At 59.1% G+C, this 20,773-nt stretch carries 18 protein-coding genes; 6 read left to right on the forward strand and 12 right to left on the reverse strand.

Features of this window, described 5'->3' with window-relative positions; genetic code table 11:
* Nucleotides 1-97: 97 nt before the first annotated feature.
* The gene (locus VGN12_17955) at nucleotides 98-460 is read right to left on the reverse strand and encodes a DUF6768 family protein (protein ID HEY4311338.1); all 363 of its coding nucleotides are present in this window, start codon (nucleotides 458-460) and stop codon (nucleotides 98-100) included.
* Complete coding sequence (locus tag VGN12_17960; GenBank protein ID HEY4311339.1) at nucleotides 457-942, reverse strand: sigma-70 family RNA polymerase sigma factor; 486 nt, start codon at nucleotides 940-942, stop codon at nucleotides 457-459. Before VGN12_17960 ends, VGN12_17955 begins: the two co-directional genes overlap by 4 nt.
* Before the next feature lie 392 nt (nucleotides 943-1,334).
* Between VGN12_17960 and VGN12_17965 the strand changes: the two genes are divergently transcribed.
* Nucleotides 1,335-3,554 (forward strand): tetratricopeptide repeat protein, encoded by a 2,220-nt coding sequence (locus tag VGN12_17965; protein ID HEY4311340.1) that lies wholly within the window; start codon nucleotides 1,335-1,337, stop codon nucleotides 3,552-3,554.
* A 30-nt stretch (nucleotides 3,555-3,584) separates the two neighbouring features.
* On the opposite strand, the gene VGN12_17970 is transcribed toward VGN12_17965, so the two are convergent.
* Complete coding sequence (locus VGN12_17970; GenBank protein HEY4311341.1) at nucleotides 3,585-4,133, reverse strand: dihydrofolate reductase family protein; 549 nt, start codon at nucleotides 4,131-4,133, stop codon at nucleotides 3,585-3,587.
* A 522-nt stretch (nucleotides 4,134-4,655) separates the two neighbouring features.
* Between VGN12_17970 and VGN12_17975 the strand changes: the two genes are divergently transcribed.
* Nucleotides 4,656-5,771, forward strand: coding sequence for a PEP-CTERM sorting domain-containing protein (locus VGN12_17975; protein HEY4311342.1), 1,116 nt, complete (start codon nucleotides 4,656-4,658; stop codon nucleotides 5,769-5,771).
* Nucleotides 5,768-6,106, forward strand: a complete 339-nt coding sequence (locus tag VGN12_17980; GenBank protein HEY4311343.1) for a hypothetical protein — start codon at nucleotides 5,768-5,770, stop codon at nucleotides 6,104-6,106. Before VGN12_17975 ends, VGN12_17980 begins: the two co-directional genes overlap by 4 nt.
* A 201-nt stretch (nucleotides 6,107-6,307) precedes the next feature.
* Here VGN12_17980 and VGN12_17985 read toward each other — a convergent pair whose 3' ends face one another.
* From VGN12_17985 to VGN12_18005, 5 genes are all read right to left on the reverse strand, one after another.
* Entirely contained in the window at nucleotides 6,308-7,891 is a 1,584-nt protein-coding gene (locus tag VGN12_17985) for a hypothetical protein (GenBank protein HEY4311344.1), read from the reverse strand.
* Nucleotides 7,888-8,391 carry a sigma-70 family RNA polymerase sigma factor gene (locus VGN12_17990; protein HEY4311345.1) on the reverse strand — a complete coding sequence of 168 codons (504 nt, stop codon included), beginning with the start codon at nucleotides 8,389-8,391 and terminating at the stop codon, nucleotides 7,888-7,890. Before VGN12_17990 ends, VGN12_17985 begins: the two co-directional genes overlap by 4 nt.
* Nucleotides 8,392-8,580: 189 nt before the next feature.
* Nucleotides 8,581-9,552 carry a hypothetical protein gene (locus VGN12_17995; protein ID HEY4311346.1) on the reverse strand — a complete coding sequence of 324 codons (972 nt, stop codon included), beginning with the start codon at nucleotides 9,550-9,552 and terminating at the stop codon, nucleotides 8,581-8,583.
* Between the two features lie 78 nt (nucleotides 9,553-9,630).
* Nucleotides 9,631-10,203 carry a YceI family protein gene (locus VGN12_18000; GenBank protein ID HEY4311347.1) on the reverse strand — a complete coding sequence of 191 codons (573 nt, stop codon included), beginning with the start codon at nucleotides 10,201-10,203 and terminating at the stop codon, nucleotides 9,631-9,633.
* 135 nt (nucleotides 10,204-10,338) lie between these two features.
* The gene (locus VGN12_18005) at nucleotides 10,339-12,069 is read right to left on the reverse strand and encodes a sulfatase-like hydrolase/transferase (protein HEY4311348.1); all 1,731 of its coding nucleotides are present in this window, start codon (nucleotides 12,067-12,069) and stop codon (nucleotides 10,339-10,341) included.
* Between the two features lie 227 nt (nucleotides 12,070-12,296).
* Here VGN12_18005 and VGN12_18010 point away from each other — a divergent pair, with 227 nt between their 5' ends.
* Complete coding sequence (locus tag VGN12_18010) at nucleotides 12,297-13,265, forward strand: SgcJ/EcaC family oxidoreductase (protein HEY4311349.1); 969 nt, start codon at nucleotides 12,297-12,299, stop codon at nucleotides 13,263-13,265.
* Between the two features lie 64 nt (nucleotides 13,266-13,329).
* Nucleotides 13,330-14,742 carry a hypothetical protein gene (locus tag VGN12_18015; GenBank protein ID HEY4311350.1) on the forward strand — a complete coding sequence of 471 codons (1,413 nt, stop codon included), beginning with the start codon at nucleotides 13,330-13,332 and terminating at the stop codon, nucleotides 14,740-14,742.
* A 226-nt stretch (nucleotides 14,743-14,968) separates the two neighbouring features.
* On the opposite strand, the gene VGN12_18020 is transcribed toward VGN12_18015, so the two are convergent.
* Nucleotides 14,969-16,099, reverse strand: coding sequence for a hypothetical protein (locus VGN12_18020; GenBank protein HEY4311351.1), 1,131 nt, complete (start codon nucleotides 16,097-16,099; stop codon nucleotides 14,969-14,971).
* Nucleotides 16,100-16,547: 448 nt separating this feature from the next.
* Between VGN12_18020 and VGN12_18025 the strand changes: the two genes are divergently transcribed.
* Nucleotides 16,548-16,991: an ankyrin repeat domain-containing protein gene (locus tag VGN12_18025; GenBank protein ID HEY4311352.1), complete on the forward strand. Its 444-nt coding sequence runs from the start codon at nucleotides 16,548-16,550 to the stop codon at nucleotides 16,989-16,991.
* A gap of 415 nt (nucleotides 16,992-17,406) precedes the next feature.
* Here VGN12_18025 and VGN12_18030 read toward each other — a convergent pair whose 3' ends face one another.
* The 3 genes from VGN12_18030 to VGN12_18040 all read right to left on the reverse strand — a co-directional run bounded on the left by VGN12_18030 (nucleotide 17,407) and on the right by VGN12_18040 (nucleotide 20,495).
* Nucleotides 17,407-18,471 carry a hypothetical protein gene (locus VGN12_18030; protein HEY4311353.1) on the reverse strand — a complete coding sequence of 355 codons (1,065 nt, stop codon included), beginning with the start codon at nucleotides 18,469-18,471 and terminating at the stop codon, nucleotides 17,407-17,409.
* 347 nt (nucleotides 18,472-18,818) lie between these two features.
* Nucleotides 18,819-19,877, reverse strand: a complete 1,059-nt coding sequence (locus VGN12_18035; GenBank protein HEY4311354.1) for an XRE family transcriptional regulator — start codon at nucleotides 19,875-19,877, stop codon at nucleotides 18,819-18,821.
* Complete coding sequence (locus VGN12_18040; protein ID HEY4311355.1) at nucleotides 19,878-20,495, reverse strand: hypothetical protein; 618 nt, start codon at nucleotides 20,493-20,495, stop codon at nucleotides 19,878-19,880.
* Nucleotides 20,496-20,773: the final 278 nt, after the last annotated feature.

Genomic DNA, 20,773 nt, shown 5'->3' on the forward strand with positions numbered 1-20,773 from the left:
AAATTTTGTGTGGGAATACCTTCTGTACCAATCAACGTCAAAGCCGGGTCGTCGACCAGTTGCTCTCCCGCTAGCAACCGACGGTGCGATAGAGGTTTTACTTTTGGGCAGATGCGGCAACAAGGTTCCGCAACTCAGCCCTTTTGATCTCTCGCATCACGGAATTGCGAACCCAAACCAGGTAAAGCCACAACTTAATGAGAGCGACCACCATCAGCGACGCGATAAATAGCGTAGCGTAGGCGATCCACGACCGCACATCATCAACGGAGAAGAACCGCACGACCGCGACGATGGCCAGCGTCAAGAACGCCACAATAATTATTGCTGGGAACACCCGCAAATAGAATGATTGAGCGCGGGTCATGTCAGCTAGCACGCTGCTCAACGTTTCCGACCGATCGCACTCGGCGTCGAGTTTGCTCAATGCCGCGATGATCTGGTCCTCATGTGTGTTCATTGGGACACCTTTAAAATGTGCTCGCGTAATACTTGTCGCGCATGAAACAACCGAGATTTCACCGTGCCCGGCGCAATGCCCAGCGCAACGGCAATCTGATCGATGCCGAAGCCTTCAACGTAGCGCAGTTCCAAGATGGCCAGTTGTTCGGCGGGCAGTTGTCGAAGCGCGGTGCGCACGGTATCAACCACGTCAGCCTTGCCCGAGGATTCTAATGCGGGGGATTCCGTTGGCTGCGAGTGGGCCCAATTCGCTTCGACTTGTCGTCGGCGTTGCTGTTTTCGAATCCAGAGGCCACTACAGCGAGTCACGATTCGATAGGCCCACGGGCCAAAACGAGCCGGATCATCTAAGCCGTTCAGCCCACGAGAAATGCTTAGCCAAGCTTCTTGCATTACGTCGTTCGCCACATCGTCCCTGCCAGTCAGCCTCTTCGCGTGCCGAACGAGCCGGACATGCCAGATGCGAACCAACTGGGGCATTGCATCGCCTTGGCCTCCCTGGGCGCGGAGGACGAGCAACTCAGTCAATACCTGGCACGCTCGATCTGTCATGGTTTCTAAATTAGAGTGTCGCGAGCCCGTTGCGCGGTTCATGAATTTCGCCGAGAAATAATAATCTGCCGGCTATTCCAAGTGTTGCAAAGCCTCGACGTGGGACTTGAGCTTAGGCCAGCTCGCAAAACCGGAAATTTGCCGGGGATCGCCTTCTGCGAATCGTGGCGTACAATTGGTTCGTATCGCGATCCGGAAGATCCGCACGCCGCGTTTTCCAAGTCACTCCTGCCGCAACAACTGGTTCGGGCCAGGTGGGGGTGATGCGACGTGCTCCGCGATCGCTTTCGTAACTGCACCCCAGCAGTCGCCCGAACCTCATGGCCACGATTTTCGAACAACTGACGATTGCTTTGCAGCACCATCAGGCGGGCCGACGCCAGGCTGCCGAGCAAATGTACCGCCAGATTCTGGCAGTCGATCCCCAGCAACCCGACGCGCTGCATCTCTTGGGAGTGATGGCGCACGAGGCGGGGCAGCACGACGTAGCGATCGACTACATCCGCCGCGCCATCGAATTGCGCGAAACGGCCAGCGTCTTTCACGTCAATCTCGGAAACGCGTACCAGGCCCAAGCCAGGCGTGATGAAGCAGTCGCCTGCTTCCGACGAGCACTCACGCTGAACCCCGATTTCCCCGAGGCCCACTGCAACCTGGGGAACGCCCTCAGGGACCAGGGAAAGATCGCCGAAGCCGTGGAGTCATACCATCGGGCACTCGCGATACACCGCAACTATGCCGAGGCCCACAACAATCTTGGCAACGCCTGGCAGCTTCAAGGCCGGCTCGACGAAGCGATCGCTTGCTATCGCCGCGCACTCGAGGCAAGACACGACTACGCCGAGGCACACAATAACCTGGGCACCGCTCTGCTGGCTCGGCAGGAACCGGACGAAGCCGTGGCCAGCTACCGCCGCGCGATCGCCGCGAAAACCAACTACGTCGAAGCGTACTACAACCTGGGCATTGCCCTCAACAGCCAGGGCAAGCACGACCTGGCTGTCGCCTGCTACCGCACGGCAATCGCGCTCCGGCCGGACTTTATCGCGGCGTACAACAACCTCGGCAATACCTGGAAAGAACAGGGGAAGATCAGCGACGCCATCGCCTGTTATCGACGAGCGCTCGAAATCAACGCCGACTTTCTCGACGCGCTCAATAACCTCGGCAATGCCTTGCAGGAACAGCGCGAACTCGACGGAGCGGTCGCATGCTTCCGCCGCGTGATCGAGCTCAATCCCGATTTTGTCGAGGTACGAAATAATCTGGGTTGTGTTCTCCGTGATCAGGGCAAGCACCGGGAAGCCGCGGACTGCTTTCGGCAGATCTTGCAACTTCGGCCCGACTTCGCCGAAGCGCAGCTCGGTCTCGGCAGCTTGCACGAGCAACTGGGGGAATTCGCCGAGGCAGAAGCAGCGTTCCGCACAGCGCTACAAATTCAACCGTCTCTCGCCCAGCCCCACGGCTGTTTGGCGAATCTGCTTCGCGGCAAGCTGTCCGAGTCGGATCGCGTGGCACTCGAAGAACGAATCGCAGAGCCGGAGTTAAGTCCCGACCCGCGGGCGGAATTATCTTTCGCCCTCGCGCAGGTTCTGGACGCGCAGGGTGAATACGCCCGCGCGGCGGGATTCTTGCGACAGGCCAACACCCTGCAGTTACAAAGCCAGCCCGGTTATCGTGCTTACGATCCGAAGACGCACGAACAATTGGTCGACTTCTTGATCCAGACGTTCGATCGCGAGTTCTTCGAACGCATCGCAGGCGCGGGGCTCGACAGCCGACAGCCGGTGTTCATCTTCGGCCTGCCGCGCTCGGGCACGACCTTGGTCGAGCAAGTGCTGGCCAGCCATTCGCAAGTGTACGGCGCCGGCGAGCTGCAGCTGGCCCATCAAACATTCGCGGGCATCCCGGCCGCGCTCGCTCGCCGCAACACGCCGCAGCAAGGCACAACTCTGAACGGCCTAGCTCAGAACAACACAACTCGGCTCGATGCTCCCACCCTGCAACTTCTCGCGAGCCAGCATTTAGAAAGGTTGCAGGCGATCGCCGGTGACCACGCGCAGCGAATCGTCGATAAGATGCCCGACAATTATTTGCACCTTGGTTTACTGGCCGCGATGTTTCCTCGGGCTACGTTCATCCATTGCCGCCGCACTCTCGCGGACGTGGCCCTATCATGCTGGATGACTAATTTCTTCGATATTCGCTGGTCCAATGATTTTGGACACATTGCCGGGCGCTTTCGGCAATACCTCCGCATGATGGATCATTGGCAAGCCGTGTTGCCGGTGTCGATTCACGAGGTCGACTACGAAGAAATGGTATCAAACCAGGAGCACGTCTCGCGCAGGCTGGTCGCGGCCTGCGGTCTCGATTGGGAACCAGCCTGCCTGGAGTTCTATCGCACGCAACGGCAGGTCCGCACGGCCAGCAGCACCCAGGTTCGGCAACCGATCTATAAGCGATCGTTGGCCCGCTGGAAAAACTACGAGCGCGAAGTGCCGGAACTATTCAAGGCCCTGCCAGGCAATCCGATCTAGCGACGAGCCGCGGGCCGACATCGAAAACAGCTAACGTCTCGGCTCGTACCGCATCGCCACCGCCCCCGAGGCAAACTCGTGCCGGCCGATAAGCTTCAGGTCGACGCGCCGCGATATCCCAGCGAACAACGTTGGGCCGTGCCCCACCACGACCGGATGCACGACGAACTCGTACTCGTCGATCAATCCTAATTCGGCGAGCGTCCGCGGAAGCTTTACGCCGCCGGTGAACAATCCCTTGCCCGGCTGACGTTTGAGTTGCTCAATCGCCTGTGCCAGATCCCCACGCACGAGTTCCGCGTTCCAATCAACCCGGTCCAGTGTACTCGACACGACATACTTCTGTGCCGCGTCGATCGCCTGGGCGAAGGGCTTTATCGAATCAGGCCATGCATCGCTTTGCACCGGCGGCCGGAACGCGGTCTCCATCATTTCATAGATCACACGGCCGAACACCAGCGCATCGGCACGCCGCAGGTTTTCCGTCGCATGACGATGCAATTCCTCGTCCGGCACGATGGTCCGATGATCGCAACACCCGTCGAGCGTAACGTTGATGGAATAGCGAAGGGGTCGCATGGCGTAAGAATACCGATCGCGTGAGGACGGATTAACTTCAGATGAGACGAAAAGCATGCGGCCGGCAACGGCCGAAGCGCAGCGGCGTAAACGGCCAAAGGGCCTCGAAGCGTCGCACCGCACGCATCCGACACGGAACGCACATATTGTTACGCAACCCAAGCAACCTCGCCATCACAGTCGGCGGATTTTAACGGCCGTACCAAGACACCAACAACTAAGTGCTCCGGAAGAGAATGCTGTCTCGAATAAGCCCTCGCCCCCACACGAAGTGCCGCCTGAATACCCCTCTCCCCCCGCGGGGGAGAGGTCAGGGTGAGGGGGCGAGCGCCGCGCTACAGCAGAATCTCGATAATCCGTCAGCTTCCTTTTGTTTGCTACCTGTCGTTTGCGGATTGCCACCCCCACAGACGGTAACCATAATGCTGACTCAATGTGCTAAGCATTGTGAAATCCGTTTACTAGCTCATTAGAACGACATCGCGACCGGGCATACCGTCGCGCACCTCAAGGGACTTGCTCATGAAGTTCAGAATGGCGGTTATCGTCTGTTGCCTGGGTGGTTATGCAATGCTCCCTACCGCGATCGCGTCGGCCGACACATCGTACAGCGTTACGGACTTGGGCTTGCTCCCTGGCACCACCTCGGCTGACGCCGATGCTATCAACGATAACGGGCAAATCGTGGGCACAACGTATCTCAGTTCAGGCGCCACGCAGGCCTTTCTCTACGAAGGTCAGGGCCCCATGCAAAAGCTCTCCACGCCGACGGCCTCTCGAGGTTACGCAATCAATAACAGCGGACAGGCTGTTGGCGACTTCAACGATCGGGCCGCGGCCTTCGCGGCGGACGGAACGCCCATCCCCCTCAATGGACTAAACCCGCAGTTCCAGAGTTCCGCCGAAGCCATTAACGACAGCGGCGAAATCGTGGGCGCTGTCTTCACGAACTCGAGTGTCCTGGACGTCCAAGCCTACAGTTATTCCGGCGCCGGCCCGGCACAACTTCTCGGCACACTCGGCGGCACCTACAGCAATGCCACCGGTATCAATAACAGTGGGCAAATCGTCGGCATGTCCTACTTGAGCGATGGCGAACGCCACGCCTTTCTTTACAACGGCAGCGGCCCGCTGCAGGATCTCGGCACGCTCGGGGGACCCTATAGCGGCGCCGAAGACATCAACAATCACGGGCAAGTCGTGGGCTTCGCCGCCATCAACGGCAATGACAACCATGCGTTTCTCTATAGCGGCAATGGCCCCATACAAGATCTGGGCATTCTTCCCGGCGAATCGTTTGGCCACGCGTACGCGATCAACGACAACGGCGACATCGTGGGCAATTCTCGCGATGCCGATCTCGTATGGCATGCGTTCATTTACACCACCGGCCAGATGTTCGACTTGAATACTTTGGTCGGTCCGGCTCCGAGTTTTTGGATCGAGGCCGCGCTCGGCATCAACAACCTCGGACAAATCGTCGGCTACGGCCCCGACGCGACAGGCCAGGAACACGCCCTGCTACTGACCCCCGTTCCTGAACCGACGACCCTGGCCCTGTGCATCATCGGGCTACTTGGCGTACTGGCCCACTTCGGACAGCGACGGACAAAAGTTCGCAGCGCTGTTCAGGATTGATAAAACGCGAAGCGCCGAGCGGCCACGGCCTACATCCCTCGCCCGACGAGTTCAGTCGCGACCTGGTCATCACGTCGGCGCTAGACGAAGAAGGGAATCGAACCATAGTAGGTGCCCGTTCGCACTGCGTGCGGATTTTCCGGGCTGACCCCACCGTGGATGAATTCACCAGCCAAGGGGGCGTGTACTGGCGCTTTCACGAATCCGCAGGCAAGGTAAAGCTCAAAACTCTACGAGGCTGGGATCATCTTCTTCCATCTGGCTCGATCGTGATGCTGGTGCGGGATGATGAAGTGGTGCGTCTCTACACGATGTGGCCAGACTTTCGGTGTTGAAGCCGCGCGTCGTTGGCCCAAACATTTCCCCTCGATAAGCCACACGTGCGCAGCCGCCACGACGGTATCGATACATAAACCTCGCAAGCGAGCGAGAGTCGACACACTCCCAAAAGTTGCTCCGCAGATCGCCCCGGTCACGTTTAGCCAAGCGCGCCGCACGATTAATTCAATCACTTTTGCAGCTCGCCCACTGAGCAGTCACTCGAAATCGACCAGGTACCGATACCGGCTTGTCGTAATCTCGCCCCCTTTTTCCGCTAGCTCGTCCCCAATTTCCGTCACCCGCCCGACACGCGCCCGCGTTGCATACCAGCGCCCGCGCGGTGATTGGGCCGTTTCGTCGATGGTCCACACTTGCACGTCAAATGGTTCGCGTTCCTTTTTGAAGCGCAGGTCCTGGCGCAGGATCATGTGTCCTCGATCCGGCGCGATCCAATACGCGGCGTCGTTGAATCCGACGGCCGTTTCCAGTCGCACGCGCACCAGCTTTGTCCCGGCGGGACCCATCTTGGGCTCGTCTTCCAGCGTCACCACCACGTCGGGATTATCAAACTCAGGCACGACTCCTTCCCACGCATGGCCGGTTATCGTCGGAAAGCCGACCTGGTGCGGCACCGCGTGGGCGTGGGCCCCTTCGGTCAACGGCATTTTCAGAATCTGTTCCTGCCACCACATTTCGGCATCCGCCGGCACTTTCAATTCTTTCGACCACACCCGCTGGCGCAGCGCGATCAACTGGTCGAGATCGTACGTCCTGACCTGCGGACCTTCGTGGCTCATTTCCACGCGAAAGGCGAAGTGCACGTCCCGGTCATCGGCCGTGGTGTGCAGCGTCATGCACGTATAAGGTTCGATGGGCAGCGCCCGGGCTCGCGCGTAGGTCGCCAGCAATTCCTTGAGCATCCCTTCGTTGCCGGCCGGTTTGCGGCGCTTGTCCACGAGCTTCGCGCTCCGCGGCACGCCCAGTGCGAAAATGTCCGTCGGCCCACTCTCGGGATAATCGAGCGTGAACGTTCGCTCGGGCGCCGGATCGTTGGCGGCCATTTTCTCCGTGCTCACCATTTCGAAAGGGAGCCCGGTCTGCGGATTAACGCGAAACGTAACATGCCATTCCCCGTTACGTTGCGGGTCGCGGCACTTAAAGGAAAACTCGTGCCACCGTCGTCCTCCTTCGTTCACTGCGCGGCGCTCGCGATCCAGGATCTCGTGCTTCGTCGTCGGCGGTGCCTCGTCCGTCTCGCCGGCCATGACCAGCGTTAAAAGCAGCTCAATGAATCCCAGCTCGCTGGTCTGCGAGTCGCGCGTGTTGGCCACCTGCAGAGCGTCTTCCTGCGGATCGTAGCTCCAGCTTTCCTGCTGCGCCAGATCAATCCAGCGCGCGCGCTTGCCGAATTTGTTCGCCGCGCGGCGTGCTTGGGCCGAGAACCACATCTGCGGCAGTCCCTCGTCGGGCGTCGGCACGCCGTCGGGTAGCTTGAGCGTGATGTGGACCCACGCCTTGCCGCGCAGTTTTTTCGCCGTTTGAGCCCAGGCGTCATGCGAGTTCATCGTCAGTACGAGCGCGGCAACCGCCGCGGCAGCCAACCCGCCCGCCAGGTACGCGGACAAACGTCGATACCGCTGCGGCGCGCGCGCCGGCGCTGCGATCTCTAAGCCAATCGCCCGGCGCCCCACGCGCTGCACAGCCTCGCTGGGGGGCAGCGTGTAGCGGATACGCTCGACCGCTTCGGCAAGCGGCGATTCGAACGGTTCGAATTCGGCTGGCTGGTACGTTGTGTTCATGATCGCTCTCCCTGGTCCAAGACGTTCAATTCGCTCATCAATTGCTGCCGCGCTTTGTACAACGCCGTTGACACGGCCTGCGGCGAGATCTGCAGGCTGGCGGCAATTTCGCCGCGCGACAGTTGCTCGAACGCCGCCAGCGTGAACACCGCCGCCTGCTGGTCGGGCAACTGTGTCACTGCGCCGCGCAGTCGCTCGGCCAGCTCGCGGGCCACGGCCTCTTCGAATGGCCCCTCGTCTGTCGCCCGATCGTCGTCACATAGGGCTCGCGCGCTACGCGCCCGCCGCAGCCGATCGATGGCTCGCAACGTCGCCATCCGCACCAACAAGCCGGTCCAACCATCGACGCCGCCGCGGCGATGCAACTGGTACGCCTCGACGAACACGTCCTGCGCTACGTCTTCGGCATCGTGCAGCGAGCCCAAAATGCGCACCGCGATCCGCAGCACCTGCTCCTGGTGCTTCTCGACAATCTCTCGCCAGTTGGGCCGCTTTTCCATCCGTCCCCTTCGCTGTGAGTCAGCCGACCGTCTGCTCTATACAACTAATCGCGGCAGACGCCACGCGGATTACCGCGAAATGCCGCGAATCGCCGGCGGACCAGGATAAAATGCCCTCGTCGTGGCGTGGACCACCCCCGATCGACGACATCCACCACGCCGCGCGTCACGGCACCCTGGCGACGGCCGTTACTTCGCGACGTCGCGCACGGCATTGGGCTTGGACGGTCTGGAATGAGCCGCGGAAGCCACGACAAATTGCCGACCTGCGATAACGACCGCCACGATCAACGGAATGCCGACACAGGCGAGTCGCTGCACGGCACGCCAGCCCGGCGCAAAGGCGTTCAGCCGAGGCAATTCAACCATCCATGCGAAAAGCGGAGCGACCAGCAGACATACGGCCAGCGCGGTCGACAGTGTGCCGAAAAAACGCCCGATCAGCACTATCGAAAAGTTTCCGATCACAGCGATTCCCAAGCTGCCGCGAGTCAGCGATCGCGGTGCGTTGACATACGCGGAAAGTGCCGCACCTGTCATCGCTCCGGCCAGGCCCAGTCCCAAGAGTCCCCCTAAGAAGTATCCGGACAGCATGACGGTGATCGCCGTCGCGAACGCATCGAGAATCAACACGCCATAAACGGTCAGCGTCGACGTTCGCGCTTCGAGCATGCTAAGAGCCACCCATATCAGGATCAGCATCGCCGCCAGCCCGCACAAAATCATGGTCGCTTCCAACGGAGTCCATTCCGCAGAAGTGCGACCCTGCAAAACGGCCAGGTAGACCGTGTTGTGCAATAGGATCGGCGCCACGATCGCTGCCAGAGCAATGCGCATGAGCCACGCCATGCGCGTCGAACTGACAACCACGGCCAACGTCTCGACCAGGATTGTCAGTGGCACCAGCAGCGTGAGAAACCGCGCACGGTCTTCGAGGGCCGGCCAATGGGGCCACTGGTCGGTTGCCCCGCTGGCGGCCAAGACCCCCGCGCCAATCGCCCAGCTCCAGCGAGCACTATCGCTACGCGACATGTATATACCGTCGCGCTGCGGCATGTATACACTGCCGCGCCGCAACAGCCAGGCGACTAAACGCATGACCGTGGCCGCGACTACTGCGCCGACGAGGACCGCCTTTGCCAGCACCGTGACGTCAAACATGGGCCGCGTCTGCAACAATGGAGAGCCGTTAAGGCGCACGTACCAAGTCGCGCCGCGGGAAGCCCACGACACAGCACCTTATTTCGCGGCTTCGATGCCGAGGATGATCGTAACCTCATCGCCCAGTGCCTTCGGATCGACAGGCATACCAAAGTCGCTGCGCAAGACCGAGAACGACGAGACCATACCGATCCGCTGCGTCCCCTTAGGAAATTCGACGACCTTGTCGGCTCCCTTGAGCTTGAACGAGAGGGGCTTGGTCACGCCATGCATGGTCAAATCTCCCGAGACTTCATAGCCTCCTTCGACCGCTTTGACCTTCGTGCTCTGAAACGACATGGTCGGAAACTGTTTGGCATTGAAATAGTCGGGGGCCCGCAAGTGCTCGTCACGTTTCTCGTTGTTGGTATCAATGCTGTCGATCGGAATCGACAGCGCAAACGATGACTTGGCCGGATCGGCTTTGTCGATCGTGATCTTTCCCGAGAAATCGTTGAACCGCCCGTGAATATTGCTGATGCCAGCGTGCAAGATCATGAACGAGATCGAGGAATGCACGGGATCGACCGTATAGGTGTCGGCTGCCCGCGCTACGCAGCAGCATGCCATGAGAATCAGCGTCAAGATGCACTGCCGAATCGCCACTGTCATCTTCGAATCCTTACGGAGGGTTAGGGAATTCAACACCGCAGCATCATAGCGGGTCGCGCACGTGAACTCCACAAAGACCGAATCGTCGACCTGGCGTCGGATTTATTGGGTCCCAGTCCACGAACGTCGGCAGTTTCACTCAGCTTGATCGAACTCGGCGCCCTCCCATCCTTTCAGGGCCTTGATAAACTCCCGCGGATCAAGTGGAAGCTTTGCGGCGTCCACTCGGGACCGGCCGGCGACCTTGGTTTCTGGGCGAGCATTTTCGACGTTGGTCAGCGGCCAATCGCGAGCTTCCTCGGTATTCGGATACTTCTCCATCCACAGCTCGTGACGCGCCTTCATCATGTTGAACATTCCCAAGGCGGGGAGCATCGGCACCAACTTGCCGGTCATCTCGCGCGGGTCGGTATACAGGTCGTAGAAAGGAGCCCCGGTCAAGCCGGGATGGTCACTGATCCAGTGGCGCTTGTACCGGCCCTTCACGGTCGCCGCCAGCGTAGGGCCGGCGTAGATATAGACATAGTCGCGCCGGCTGAATGTGTCACCTTTCAGCAGAAGCGCGGTCTGGTCCACGCCGTCGATGATCCGGTCTGTGGGAATATTCTCGGTCGCGCCTCCGAGATGAGCGAAGGTGGTGAACAGGTCCGTCTCGTGAATAATGTCGCCGACGATCTGTCCAGGCGCGATCACGCCCGGCCACCAGGCCATCGCCGGCACGCGCACGCCCCCTTCGAGGAAATCTCCTTTGCCGCCACGATAGAGGGTCTCAATCATTCCAGAGGGACCGTTGTGAGTCATCGGGCCGTTGTCGGCCATTAAAACAATTAGAGTGTTTTCGGCGATGCCGAGTTTTTTCAGTTCACTCATCAACGTGCCAATCCGCACGTCGAGCGGGGCAAGTAACTCCGCCACCGCTCCGCCGTTAGCCGTCATCTTCTTGGGCGAGGGCAGGAACGAACCTAGGGCAGGCCACCAAGCGACAAAAAATGGCTTCTTCGCAGCTGCATTCTTCTGGATAAACGCCAATGTTCGTTTTTCAAACTCGCCTTCAAGCTTTAAATAGTCATCGTGATGCGGCGCTTTTCCAAACTCGCGAACAGGTCCCCCCTTCGCTCCCTCTAGGGCAAAGACATATCCGGTCGGGCGCCATCCCGAATCTAGATCGTACGGGTCTTTGGGGTACATCTCGGGAAACATAACAGCCGGCGATAGCGCTGCTGCCTGCCCCTCCGGGCTAAACACACTCGTCGCCTGGTTGTAAGGCATCCAGAGCGCCTCATCGAAACCTTGCTTCGTGCAGTAACTCTGTTCGATGTCTCCAAGGTGCCACTTGCCGTAGAATGCCGTGGCGTACCCCGCTTTCGAGAGTACCTCCGCTGTTGTGACCTCCGAGGCGGCCAAGCCTCCGTATTCGTAGGGAAAACCCACGTTGTATTTGCCATTGCGCACCGGGTGACGGCCGGTCATGCACGCCGCGCGGCTGGGCGTACACGACGGCTCGGTGTACATCCTCATGAAGTTGGCGCCCTCGGCAGCGAGGCGATTGATGTTCGGCGTCTCCCAGCCACGCACTTTCTGAATGGCGGGAATGCCAACCTCGCCCACCGCTGTATCGTCCCACATAACGTGAATGATATTGGGCGGTCTACCGAACTTCTTTCGCAGCGCCGCCAGCTTGGCATCGAGTTCCTTGTCCTCCGCGCTCCATCTCTCTGCGTGTTGTGCATCAAGGATGTAATACTCGGCGTCGTGGATGATCTCGGGCTTTTTGCCGTCCTGCGCAGCTGCCGATGGGCAGACAAAACTCAAGCTGAGAACTAATGACAATGCAACCGCGAATTTATCAGCCCAATGCAGTTTCATCGCGTTTTCTCCATCATCCCTCGATGCTACAAACGCCCGCGCGGACCACACGCCGCAACCCGTTCAGCCGCGGGTCAACTATAGTCCGCGGTGCAAGTGTCGTCGAATTGGACGCTTTGCACGATCAGGACGATTGCATTCGCGTATCCCGACCACTAGAGTTGCAGCATTCGCTCGATGAAAGTCGCGAACAAATCAAATCATCTCACCTGCAGGGTTGAAATATCATGCGGTCAGCGAATGCGTACGGGATCGCGCTGTTTACGTTGTTGATCGTTGCGATAACCTTCGCCTCGACCCAACGCGGGCCATTGCTGTCGACAGCCCACGCGCAAGTCAAAGCAAAGCCCGGTGCTCCCGCGAAGCCTACGCCTGCCGCGCCGGAACCGCGGAGTGAGGACCTTAGGGCCCTGCAATCGTTGTTCGAGTCGTTTACCAAAGCGTTTGAAGCGGGTGACGCCAAAGCGTTTGCTGCGAACTGGACAGCGGACGGCGAGTACGAAAACGATGCCGGCGTCAACGTTCATGGCCGCGAGGCGATCGAGGCCAGCTTTGCCGAATTCTTTGCCAAGGCCCCGGATGCCAAAGCGGAAGTGCATCGAGAGTCAATGCGATTTCTCTCCGCCGATGTGGCGGTTGCCGAGGGCAAGGTTGCCGTTCGTCGTGGTCCCGCCGAGCCAGCCAAGAGCGCCCAGTACAGCGCCCTTTTTGTGCGCGAGGGAGGAGCATGGCACATTGCCCAACTGCGCGAAACAAACCTCGTTGGTGCGACGATCGACGATCTAGGCTGGCTCGTCGCCGAATGGAAATCGCTGAACGGCGAAGGAGCCGAGATTCGCACGACGTACACCTGGGAAGGAAACAAGAAGTTCATCCAAGGACGATTTTCCATTCAGGAAAAGACGCTCGCCTTCGCTGGCATTCAGATGATCGGTGTCGATCCCGAAATCGCCGAAGTGCATTCCTGGACCTTCGAGGCCAACGGTGGTGTGGGCGAAGCCGACTGGGAGCACGACGGCGACAATTGGGTACTCGACGTCGTTGGAACCTTGCCCGATGGCAGGACACTAACCGAGACGAATGTCTTGCGTCGCATCAACGACGATACATTCACCTGGCAATCCGTGGATCGCACGCTCGATGATCTTGAGGTGCCGGATCTAGCGCCGGTGAAAGTCACACGCGTCAAACCGTAGCAAGAGAATTGTTTCTGCCGCCGCGCTTCGTTCACGTTCGTAAACTCACTCGGGAAGGGTCACCATGTATCGAAAGTATGTCGTCCTATGGTTGATCGCCCTCTCGTTCACGGTGAATGACACGCCGGCGATGGCCCGCGGCGGTGGCGGAGGCGGCGGACGAGGCGGTGCTGGTGGCGGAGGACGTGGCGGCGCCGGCGGAATGGGTGGTGGCGGTGGTCAACGCGGCGGCGGCGGTGGCGGTGGCGGACATGCAGGGGGCGCACAGCACGGAGGGGGCGGATTCGGTGGCGGCCTGTCATCGGGAAAAGCTGGTGGCGGCGCAGGGGGAGGTGGATTCGGCGGTGGTGCTGGAGCGGGCGGCCGCGGCGGAGCGGGTGGCGCTGGTCGCCCCGGTGCAGAAGGTGGAGGCGCCGGACGGCCCGGCGCGGGAGCAGGCGCGGGCAGTGGACGTCCCGGCGCGGGCGGCGGATCCGGACGGACCGGCGCCGCAGCAGATGCGGGCGCTGCGCGGCCCGGCGCAGGGGCAAGTGGAGCGGATCGGCCCGGTAGCGCAGGCTTCGCTGGCGCGGGAAGGCCAGGAGCCGGAGCGGGCGGTGTCGGGGTTCGTCCCGGCGCGGGAGCCGGCGGCATCGCGGGAGGCGCGGGCGGACCTGCAAGTGGAATCGGGCTTCGCCCCGGTGCCGGCGCGGGAGCCGCGGGAGTTGGCTTGCGTCCAGGTGTGGGCGCTGGTGGGGTCGGCGCCGCCGGTGGCTATGCGGCAGGAAGAACCGGCACCTATTACGAACGGGCCGGAGCATTCGATGCGCAAGGCGAGGCTTTCCGCGCCGGCGCCGTTGGATACGCGCCGTACACCGCCGCCGGTTTCGCCGGATATGCCAATGCCTGGCAGCCGACGAATGTCGTATCGGCGTCACTGTACACACACCCGGGCTACACCGGACTAGCCCGCGGACTCGGGCTCGCCGCGATGCCGGTCGCCTATGACTACGGTGGCAACGTTGTCGCCCAGCCGAATGCCATTTATGTCAACGGCGATGCCGTGGCTACACCCCAGGAATACGAGCAACAGTCAAGCGAGATCGCTGGTGCCGGACAGTCGGCCCAACCCGCCGCGGACAGCAAGTGGTTGCCACTGGGTGTGTTCGCCGTGGTCGAAGGGGACGCGACGACATCGGACGATATTTTCCAGCTGGCCGTCAATCCGCAGGGCATCGTCCGGGGCAACTACCACAACGTGCGCACGGACCAGATGGAAACCATCACGGGCTCGGTCGACAAGAAAACGCAACGGACCGCTTGGACGATCGGCGACGATCAGACTCCCGTGTATGAAGCGGGGCTTTCGAATCTCACCAAAGACATCACGCCGATCCTCGTGCAAAACGCCACAGGCGAGCCTCATCAGATGTCGCTGATCCGTTTACCCCAGCCCGAGGATCAGGCCGCCGGCGACGGCGCGTCGACGCGGCAATAATCGGCCGAGCAGTTGTCGCGCACGGCGCACGTTCCCTAACGGCTTCGTCTGCTCAGGGAACGCGTACGTTGGTCGCGAGAATGAGCTGCCTCGAATAACGCCTCTCTCCCCGCGGAGGAGAGGGCAGCGTCAGGGGGCCAACATGACCGACACGGCAAGCGCACTCATCACCGATTCACGAGCGTCGTCGGCCTATTACCGATGCCGTTCCACTCGCGACTTTACTTTACCGCTCCGGCGTTTCTGTGCTCTCGATCGGCCGCCCCAGAAAAAGCGTGCGACGCTTGTGGGCCAACAACATGATCACAACCAGCGCGGCCGCGGCCATAGTCCACGTGGCCGGTTCAGGCAGGACAACGACGTAGCCCACCCGCTGTCCTCCGATGAATGCGTTCCCGGCAATCACCTCGCCATTGCCCGAAATCCCGACAGCGTCAATAAGATAGACGTTGGCCAGTTGCGCGCCCAATCCGTAGTCGTTGATCAGAACGCTGCGTAGCTCGCGCGTTCCGTCGGCGGCGTTCCAGATGAATGCGTCGGCGCCGCCGGTCGGTCCGCCCGCAGAACCAACAATGACTGACCCGTCGGCCGAAGTCGCATACGCGACGCTACCGCCAGTCTGTCCGGGCATTTTGCCCAGCAGACTTGGACCGCTCGAAGTGAGGCGAAATGCCTGCCCGTATTGCGTGTCGATGCTGCCGACGATCACGTTGCCGTCGGCGCTGACGTTCGTCGGCGTCATTGGTCCACCAGCGAATGATCCCAGGTTGACGGCGCCTGTGCTTTCCGTCCAGCGGAAGCTCGGTACGCCCGCATACAGCGGCGAACCCAAAATCACCGAACCATCCCCCGACACGTGCGTAGCCATCAGGTTGCTGTTGGGGTCGGGCGGGACGAGACTTGTAAAGCCGCCGGTAGATGTCCAGCGAAAGGGTTCGTAGTCGTGGTCCGGGTTCTGCGGCGCGAGATCAAAATATCCGACGACCGTCTTGCCGTCCGCCGAAATATCCCAGGCGCCCCCTGGCGTGTTGCTCAGAGGTTGAAATCCCGTGGCCTGGGTCCACAGGACGGGAAGATTGTTTGCCTTACCGACGATCACCGAGCCATCGCCCGAGACACCGTCAGCGGAACCCGCGCCGATCAGCGTGGCCCCGCCCGCCGCGGTCCAGCGATAAGCCTGCCCGGTAAAGAGTTGGTCTCCGATGACGGTTGATCCGTCCAGCGAGACGCCGCTCACACTGAATTCCGGTCCCGTCGCATTGCCGATCGTATAGAAATTAGCGGCGCGAACAGCAGGGCACATACCGAACGAAAGGAGCGTTAAGAGCACGAAACGGATCGCTTTACAGGTATTCATTAGCTTCGTCTTGAGAGTGTTAGCAAGGATCGATATCGAGGTGTGCCGCAGCAGCCGCAATCCAGAAATCCGGCCGTCAGGGACGACCGGCACGAATAGCAGCGACTGCGTGCCGGCTGGAATCTGGATCGCGGGTAACGTCGCCGCCGATGGCGCGATTCCGACATCAGCGGGATCGGCGTCGGGCTGTCACGAGACGGTTTGCGAAAACCACGAATCCCCCGAGAGGATCTTGCTTCGCAACCGGTGAAGAATCAGCTTTCAGTAGCGTGCTCTGAGAAATGGGGAGTACATCGCGTGGGCGATACGTCGCCATCGAACAATTCACGATAAACCGGAATTGCAAGAGGGTCAAACGCGGGCAACTGCCGACCACTTTAGGATGCAAGAATCGAAAATGCTTACAATTCTGGAATAATCGTCCGCCTTGTTCTCGTCGACGACTTAAATGAACTCCGACCATTGTGGGCATGCCATGACCATCACACCGCTCTCGGCCGTTTGCTCGCGACGCGATCCCGATGCGGTCGTTCAATGTCATGAGATCGAAGCACTGCTGAAGGCGGGCGCCGACGTCAATGCCACCGACAAAAACGGCGTCACGGCCTTGCATCACGCGGTACGGTTCCGCAACGCTGCCGCGGTCGAGACGCTGCTCGCGCACGGCGCCGCGGTGAACCAGGCCTGCCGCCGCACAGGCTCAACGCCCTTGCATCGCGCCGTAACCACCAGCGGCGCCCCCAGCACCGCCGGCAAGCAAACCGCAGCCCAACAGATCGTCGACATCCTGCTGCGCCACGGCGCCGACCCGACGATCAAAAACCACCGCGGCCTACAACCCGCCGACTACACCCACGACAAAGAACTGCGCGAACGACTCACCCGGCGATAACCCAAGGGCCGCGGCGACCTCTTAAAGCAAAGCCGCTCCGTGGCCACCGCAAAAGAACAAGCGCAGCAGAGCCTTCGCCGCCACAGAGATGAAAGCCGTACCGAACAACGCCCGGTCAGGAGAAAGAACGGTCCCGCTTAAACCCTCTCCGCCGCACGAGCAAGCCGCATCGAATACCCCTCTCCCCCGCGGGGGAGAGGTCAGGATGAGGGGGCCAAGCACTCAGCAATCCGCGCGAGAATAACGCAAGCAAAGCAAAAAGTGCTCGAGACGTGGTCCATCAAGCAACAAGCCCCGGCAGGGGCGAAAGAATGTAGCCGTGCGGCGCGAGCCCACGGACACAATAGCGCGCGAATGTACCGCCGTAGCCACGCAAGTGGCGACATGGCGTAGAACGCTCAGGCGTGCGATGTCTTTAGTGGAAGTACTCCTCCATCGCCTTAAAGGAAAGATAGTCTTTTGGCCTCTCGGGTTGCAGTAGGGGGACGAACGCCGTCTCGAAAAGCCTTTTCTTATTCCTCAGATTTCGATCCGTATAAATGACGGTATAGATATGTTTCTTTTGAAAGAATTCACGATGTCTCTCCATCTCGTTCTCAAAATTATTCTTCGCCATATCGTTAATCTGCGCCTGAGTCAAACTCTTGGTCTTACGCAAGTACCCGTGCGTTGACCACGGGGAAAGCTCAAAGCCGAACTTGTCGAGTGTGTAGGGATTGATGATGAGGAAGTCCAGCCGGTACCGATGCTTTTTCTTCAGGCCACCGTATCGGTATTCTGGAATCAGGAGCGGAACGGCATACGGGTCAACCTGTCGTTTAACGAATTGTGCGTAAAGTTCAGCGATTTCGTACTCATGCCCGGAGCCCGAATTTCGTACGAGCGTATCGGTGAAGAAGATCAGGTATTGGTCGATGTCGGCGAAGTGCAGCGTCTTGTCCTTGCCTGGAATTACTAACCCGGTGGACATGACGTGTCCGATCGTCCAGTAGCCGTACTTGAATGCACGGATTTCACTTTTGTCGTTTTCCCACTCCCCATCGGTGAATCGGGGAGTAATCGCTATGCCATAGCTTGCGTTTTCTTGGCCAATCCACAGAATAGCTTCGCTAACGTGAGGCCGAAGCCTTGCCAGTTCGCCATAGTGCTTGAGATACGAGCGTCTTAGGAATATCAGAAGATACTTCTTGAATGCGATCGACTTCTTGAGGTGCGTATTCATTACACTGCAACTGGAACGGAATCTAGCACGTACGTTAAAACCTTTAAGCCAGTGCGTCACAAATTGCTCGCTACTGGGGATCACATCGTGCTTTAGATCAAAGAAATCATCGTGCTTGCTGCCGATCGTTGCGTTGAGGGACGCCTCGTCCTTATAGCCAGTGTCTTTCAGGACTTTTGGCAGCAGAGCGCGCAGTTCCAGTTTCATTGATTCAATAATGCGATTTCTCGCAGTCGTTTCTGGATTGCGCTTTGCCACGTTCGAAGTTCTCGCGAAGTTGTGGTTCGTACCTCCCGGAGGATAGCTAAATGTAGTTCAGCAGGCACGTCAGATTAAGTAAGAGAGGCAATAACCTTTGGTGTCTTCTATTCGCGATAGAGCAGTAACGTGCAGGGAATTTCACCTTCAACTAGGTTCAAGCAGATACACGCGTTCGACGGTCTTAAAGCTTGCGACGCCGTCGAGGAATCGCCGAGTAGTCGAACCCACATCGTTCATGTCGACATGGCTTTCGAAGAACCTCCACCACGTCGGAGCCGTAAAAATCTGGAATGCCCGACGGGTGGCGAACGTTTACAGCGGCGGACTTCGACACTGCGAACCTCTTACTTAATGACCCGGAGCTGATTGATTGGGCCATCGTGCAAATACAACTCTCGAAATTCATCCTCGCGGCAAAGCATGGTCTCGCTTAATTCGGCGACGGAGTAGCCTCGGGAATCGAGATACACATTGATGAGTTGGCGAAGTGCCGTGGGAAATTCTGGCTGGATGGGGTTCGGCTCGTTTTTGCGGTAACCGAGCTGACTAATGCGGACGCACAGCGACTGGTACGCGCTGTTCGAAATCGCTCCAAGGTCACGTGCTCGCCGGATGACCGCTTGCATCGCGACTCGCCATTGAAGCTTCAATGTCGCAGCCTTTGGAATGGTTAGGTTCCTGAGATCGCGTTCAATATCGCGCGCAGGCATCAGGAATTCCGCGGCAAATCTGTCTGCTTCGGCCTCAGCGTTGGGGCTGGGAGTCCGATGCATCACAATGTGTCCAATCTCGTGCGCAAGGGTGAACCGACAGCGGTCAGCCGGCTTTGTCGGGTCGAGAAAGAAGATTGGCGGCATTCCTACGGCACGTTGACTTACGGCGTCAATTTTCGGCGTATTCAAGTTCACGTCGAAAATAATTCCGCCCGCCGCCTCGACAATATTGGCAAGGTTTTTTATCGGTCCTCGCGGAAGCGCCCACGCCGCACGTAGCATTTGCGCTACGACCTCTGGTTCCTTAAATTCGTCGATGTCCATGCACGGGAAGTTCACCTCATTCGGCAAACTCACACCTGCAAGAAGCCGACGAATCTGAATTCGCCAAACGTTGATTGAGTCATGCAACTGATTCAACGCGCGGATCGGTGTCGTCGTTCGCTTGCGGTGATAGAGGCAGCAAGTCCCAAAACCACGAATGGCGTCGTACTGGTAAAACAGGTCCGCTGGAAAACGTAACAAGTCAGAAAGTCGGGTCACCTCGCCTTGCGAAAGATCAATCAACCCATGCTCGACCTTCGACGCCTTTCCTTGGGACCATTTCATGCCCGAGGCAACGTCCGATTGCGACAACCCTCGTGCTCCACGCGCTATGACGAGCATTTCTGGGTTGAAGCGGCTTGGCATTTATCGTGGCTTTCGTTTGCGAAGCGGCTTCGCTGCACTTGCTGGTGAGGGTGATGTCTGTGGTGTTGGAAGCGGTAACAAAGAATCATTGCTACCGTCGATCGGAAACGTATAGACGAGGTTTTCGCCAACTTGGCAAGAAATTGCAACTGAGGCAAGGTCCGTCTTCGCTTCATTCATCAAATACCCAGCAGTCAAGCGTGTTGCGTCGTTATTCAGGCCGTCGATCGGCTCCTGCCGAAAGTACAACTCCTTTCGGTCGCTTGACTGATAACCTTGGCGCACTATGTGATCGCGCGCGAGCGCGTTGAAGCGTATCAAAACTTTGCGTTCGATGTAGAACGCGAAGACGCCGAGCCCTTCGCAAAGGATGATTCCATCGTCATCACGATTCGAGAACTTCTCTCGCGCGAATGATTGCGCGAACCCAAAAACGACGATCGGCGGTACGAACGGGGTCGAGGACAACCGTGCCCGATGTTCCTCAGAGAACGAGTGCCATTCGGTAATCGCAGAAACCCAAACGCTCGATAGGTCTCCCCAATGTGGTTCAGTTACCTTTTTTGCTTCCGCCTCAGAAAGTAGATGCTCGACAGCAAACGGGAACAGTTCTGACATCGATGTGCCCTCCAGAGGATTGGCTAGTCCGCGTCGTCCCCGGCTACGACATTAAATCCATTGACATAAATATTCCAAATTTAAGAACACAATGCAATCCTTTTTAGTTCGTTAGACGAAATCATGCTCATCAGGCACCCCCCACATGGAAAACGCTTCCCCGCCTCGACTATCCCAACGACGTGAGAGAATTTGCCTCGAAATCAGGCCACTCGGTTCGGTAGAATGCGCGCCGGGAATAGGGAATCGTAGGTTCTGGCCGTTTGCGCTTCGGCCGC

This window comes from Pirellulales bacterium (assembly GCA_036499395.1).
Taxonomy (GTDB): domain Bacteria; phylum Planctomycetota; class Planctomycetia; order Pirellulales; family JACPPG01; genus JACPPG01.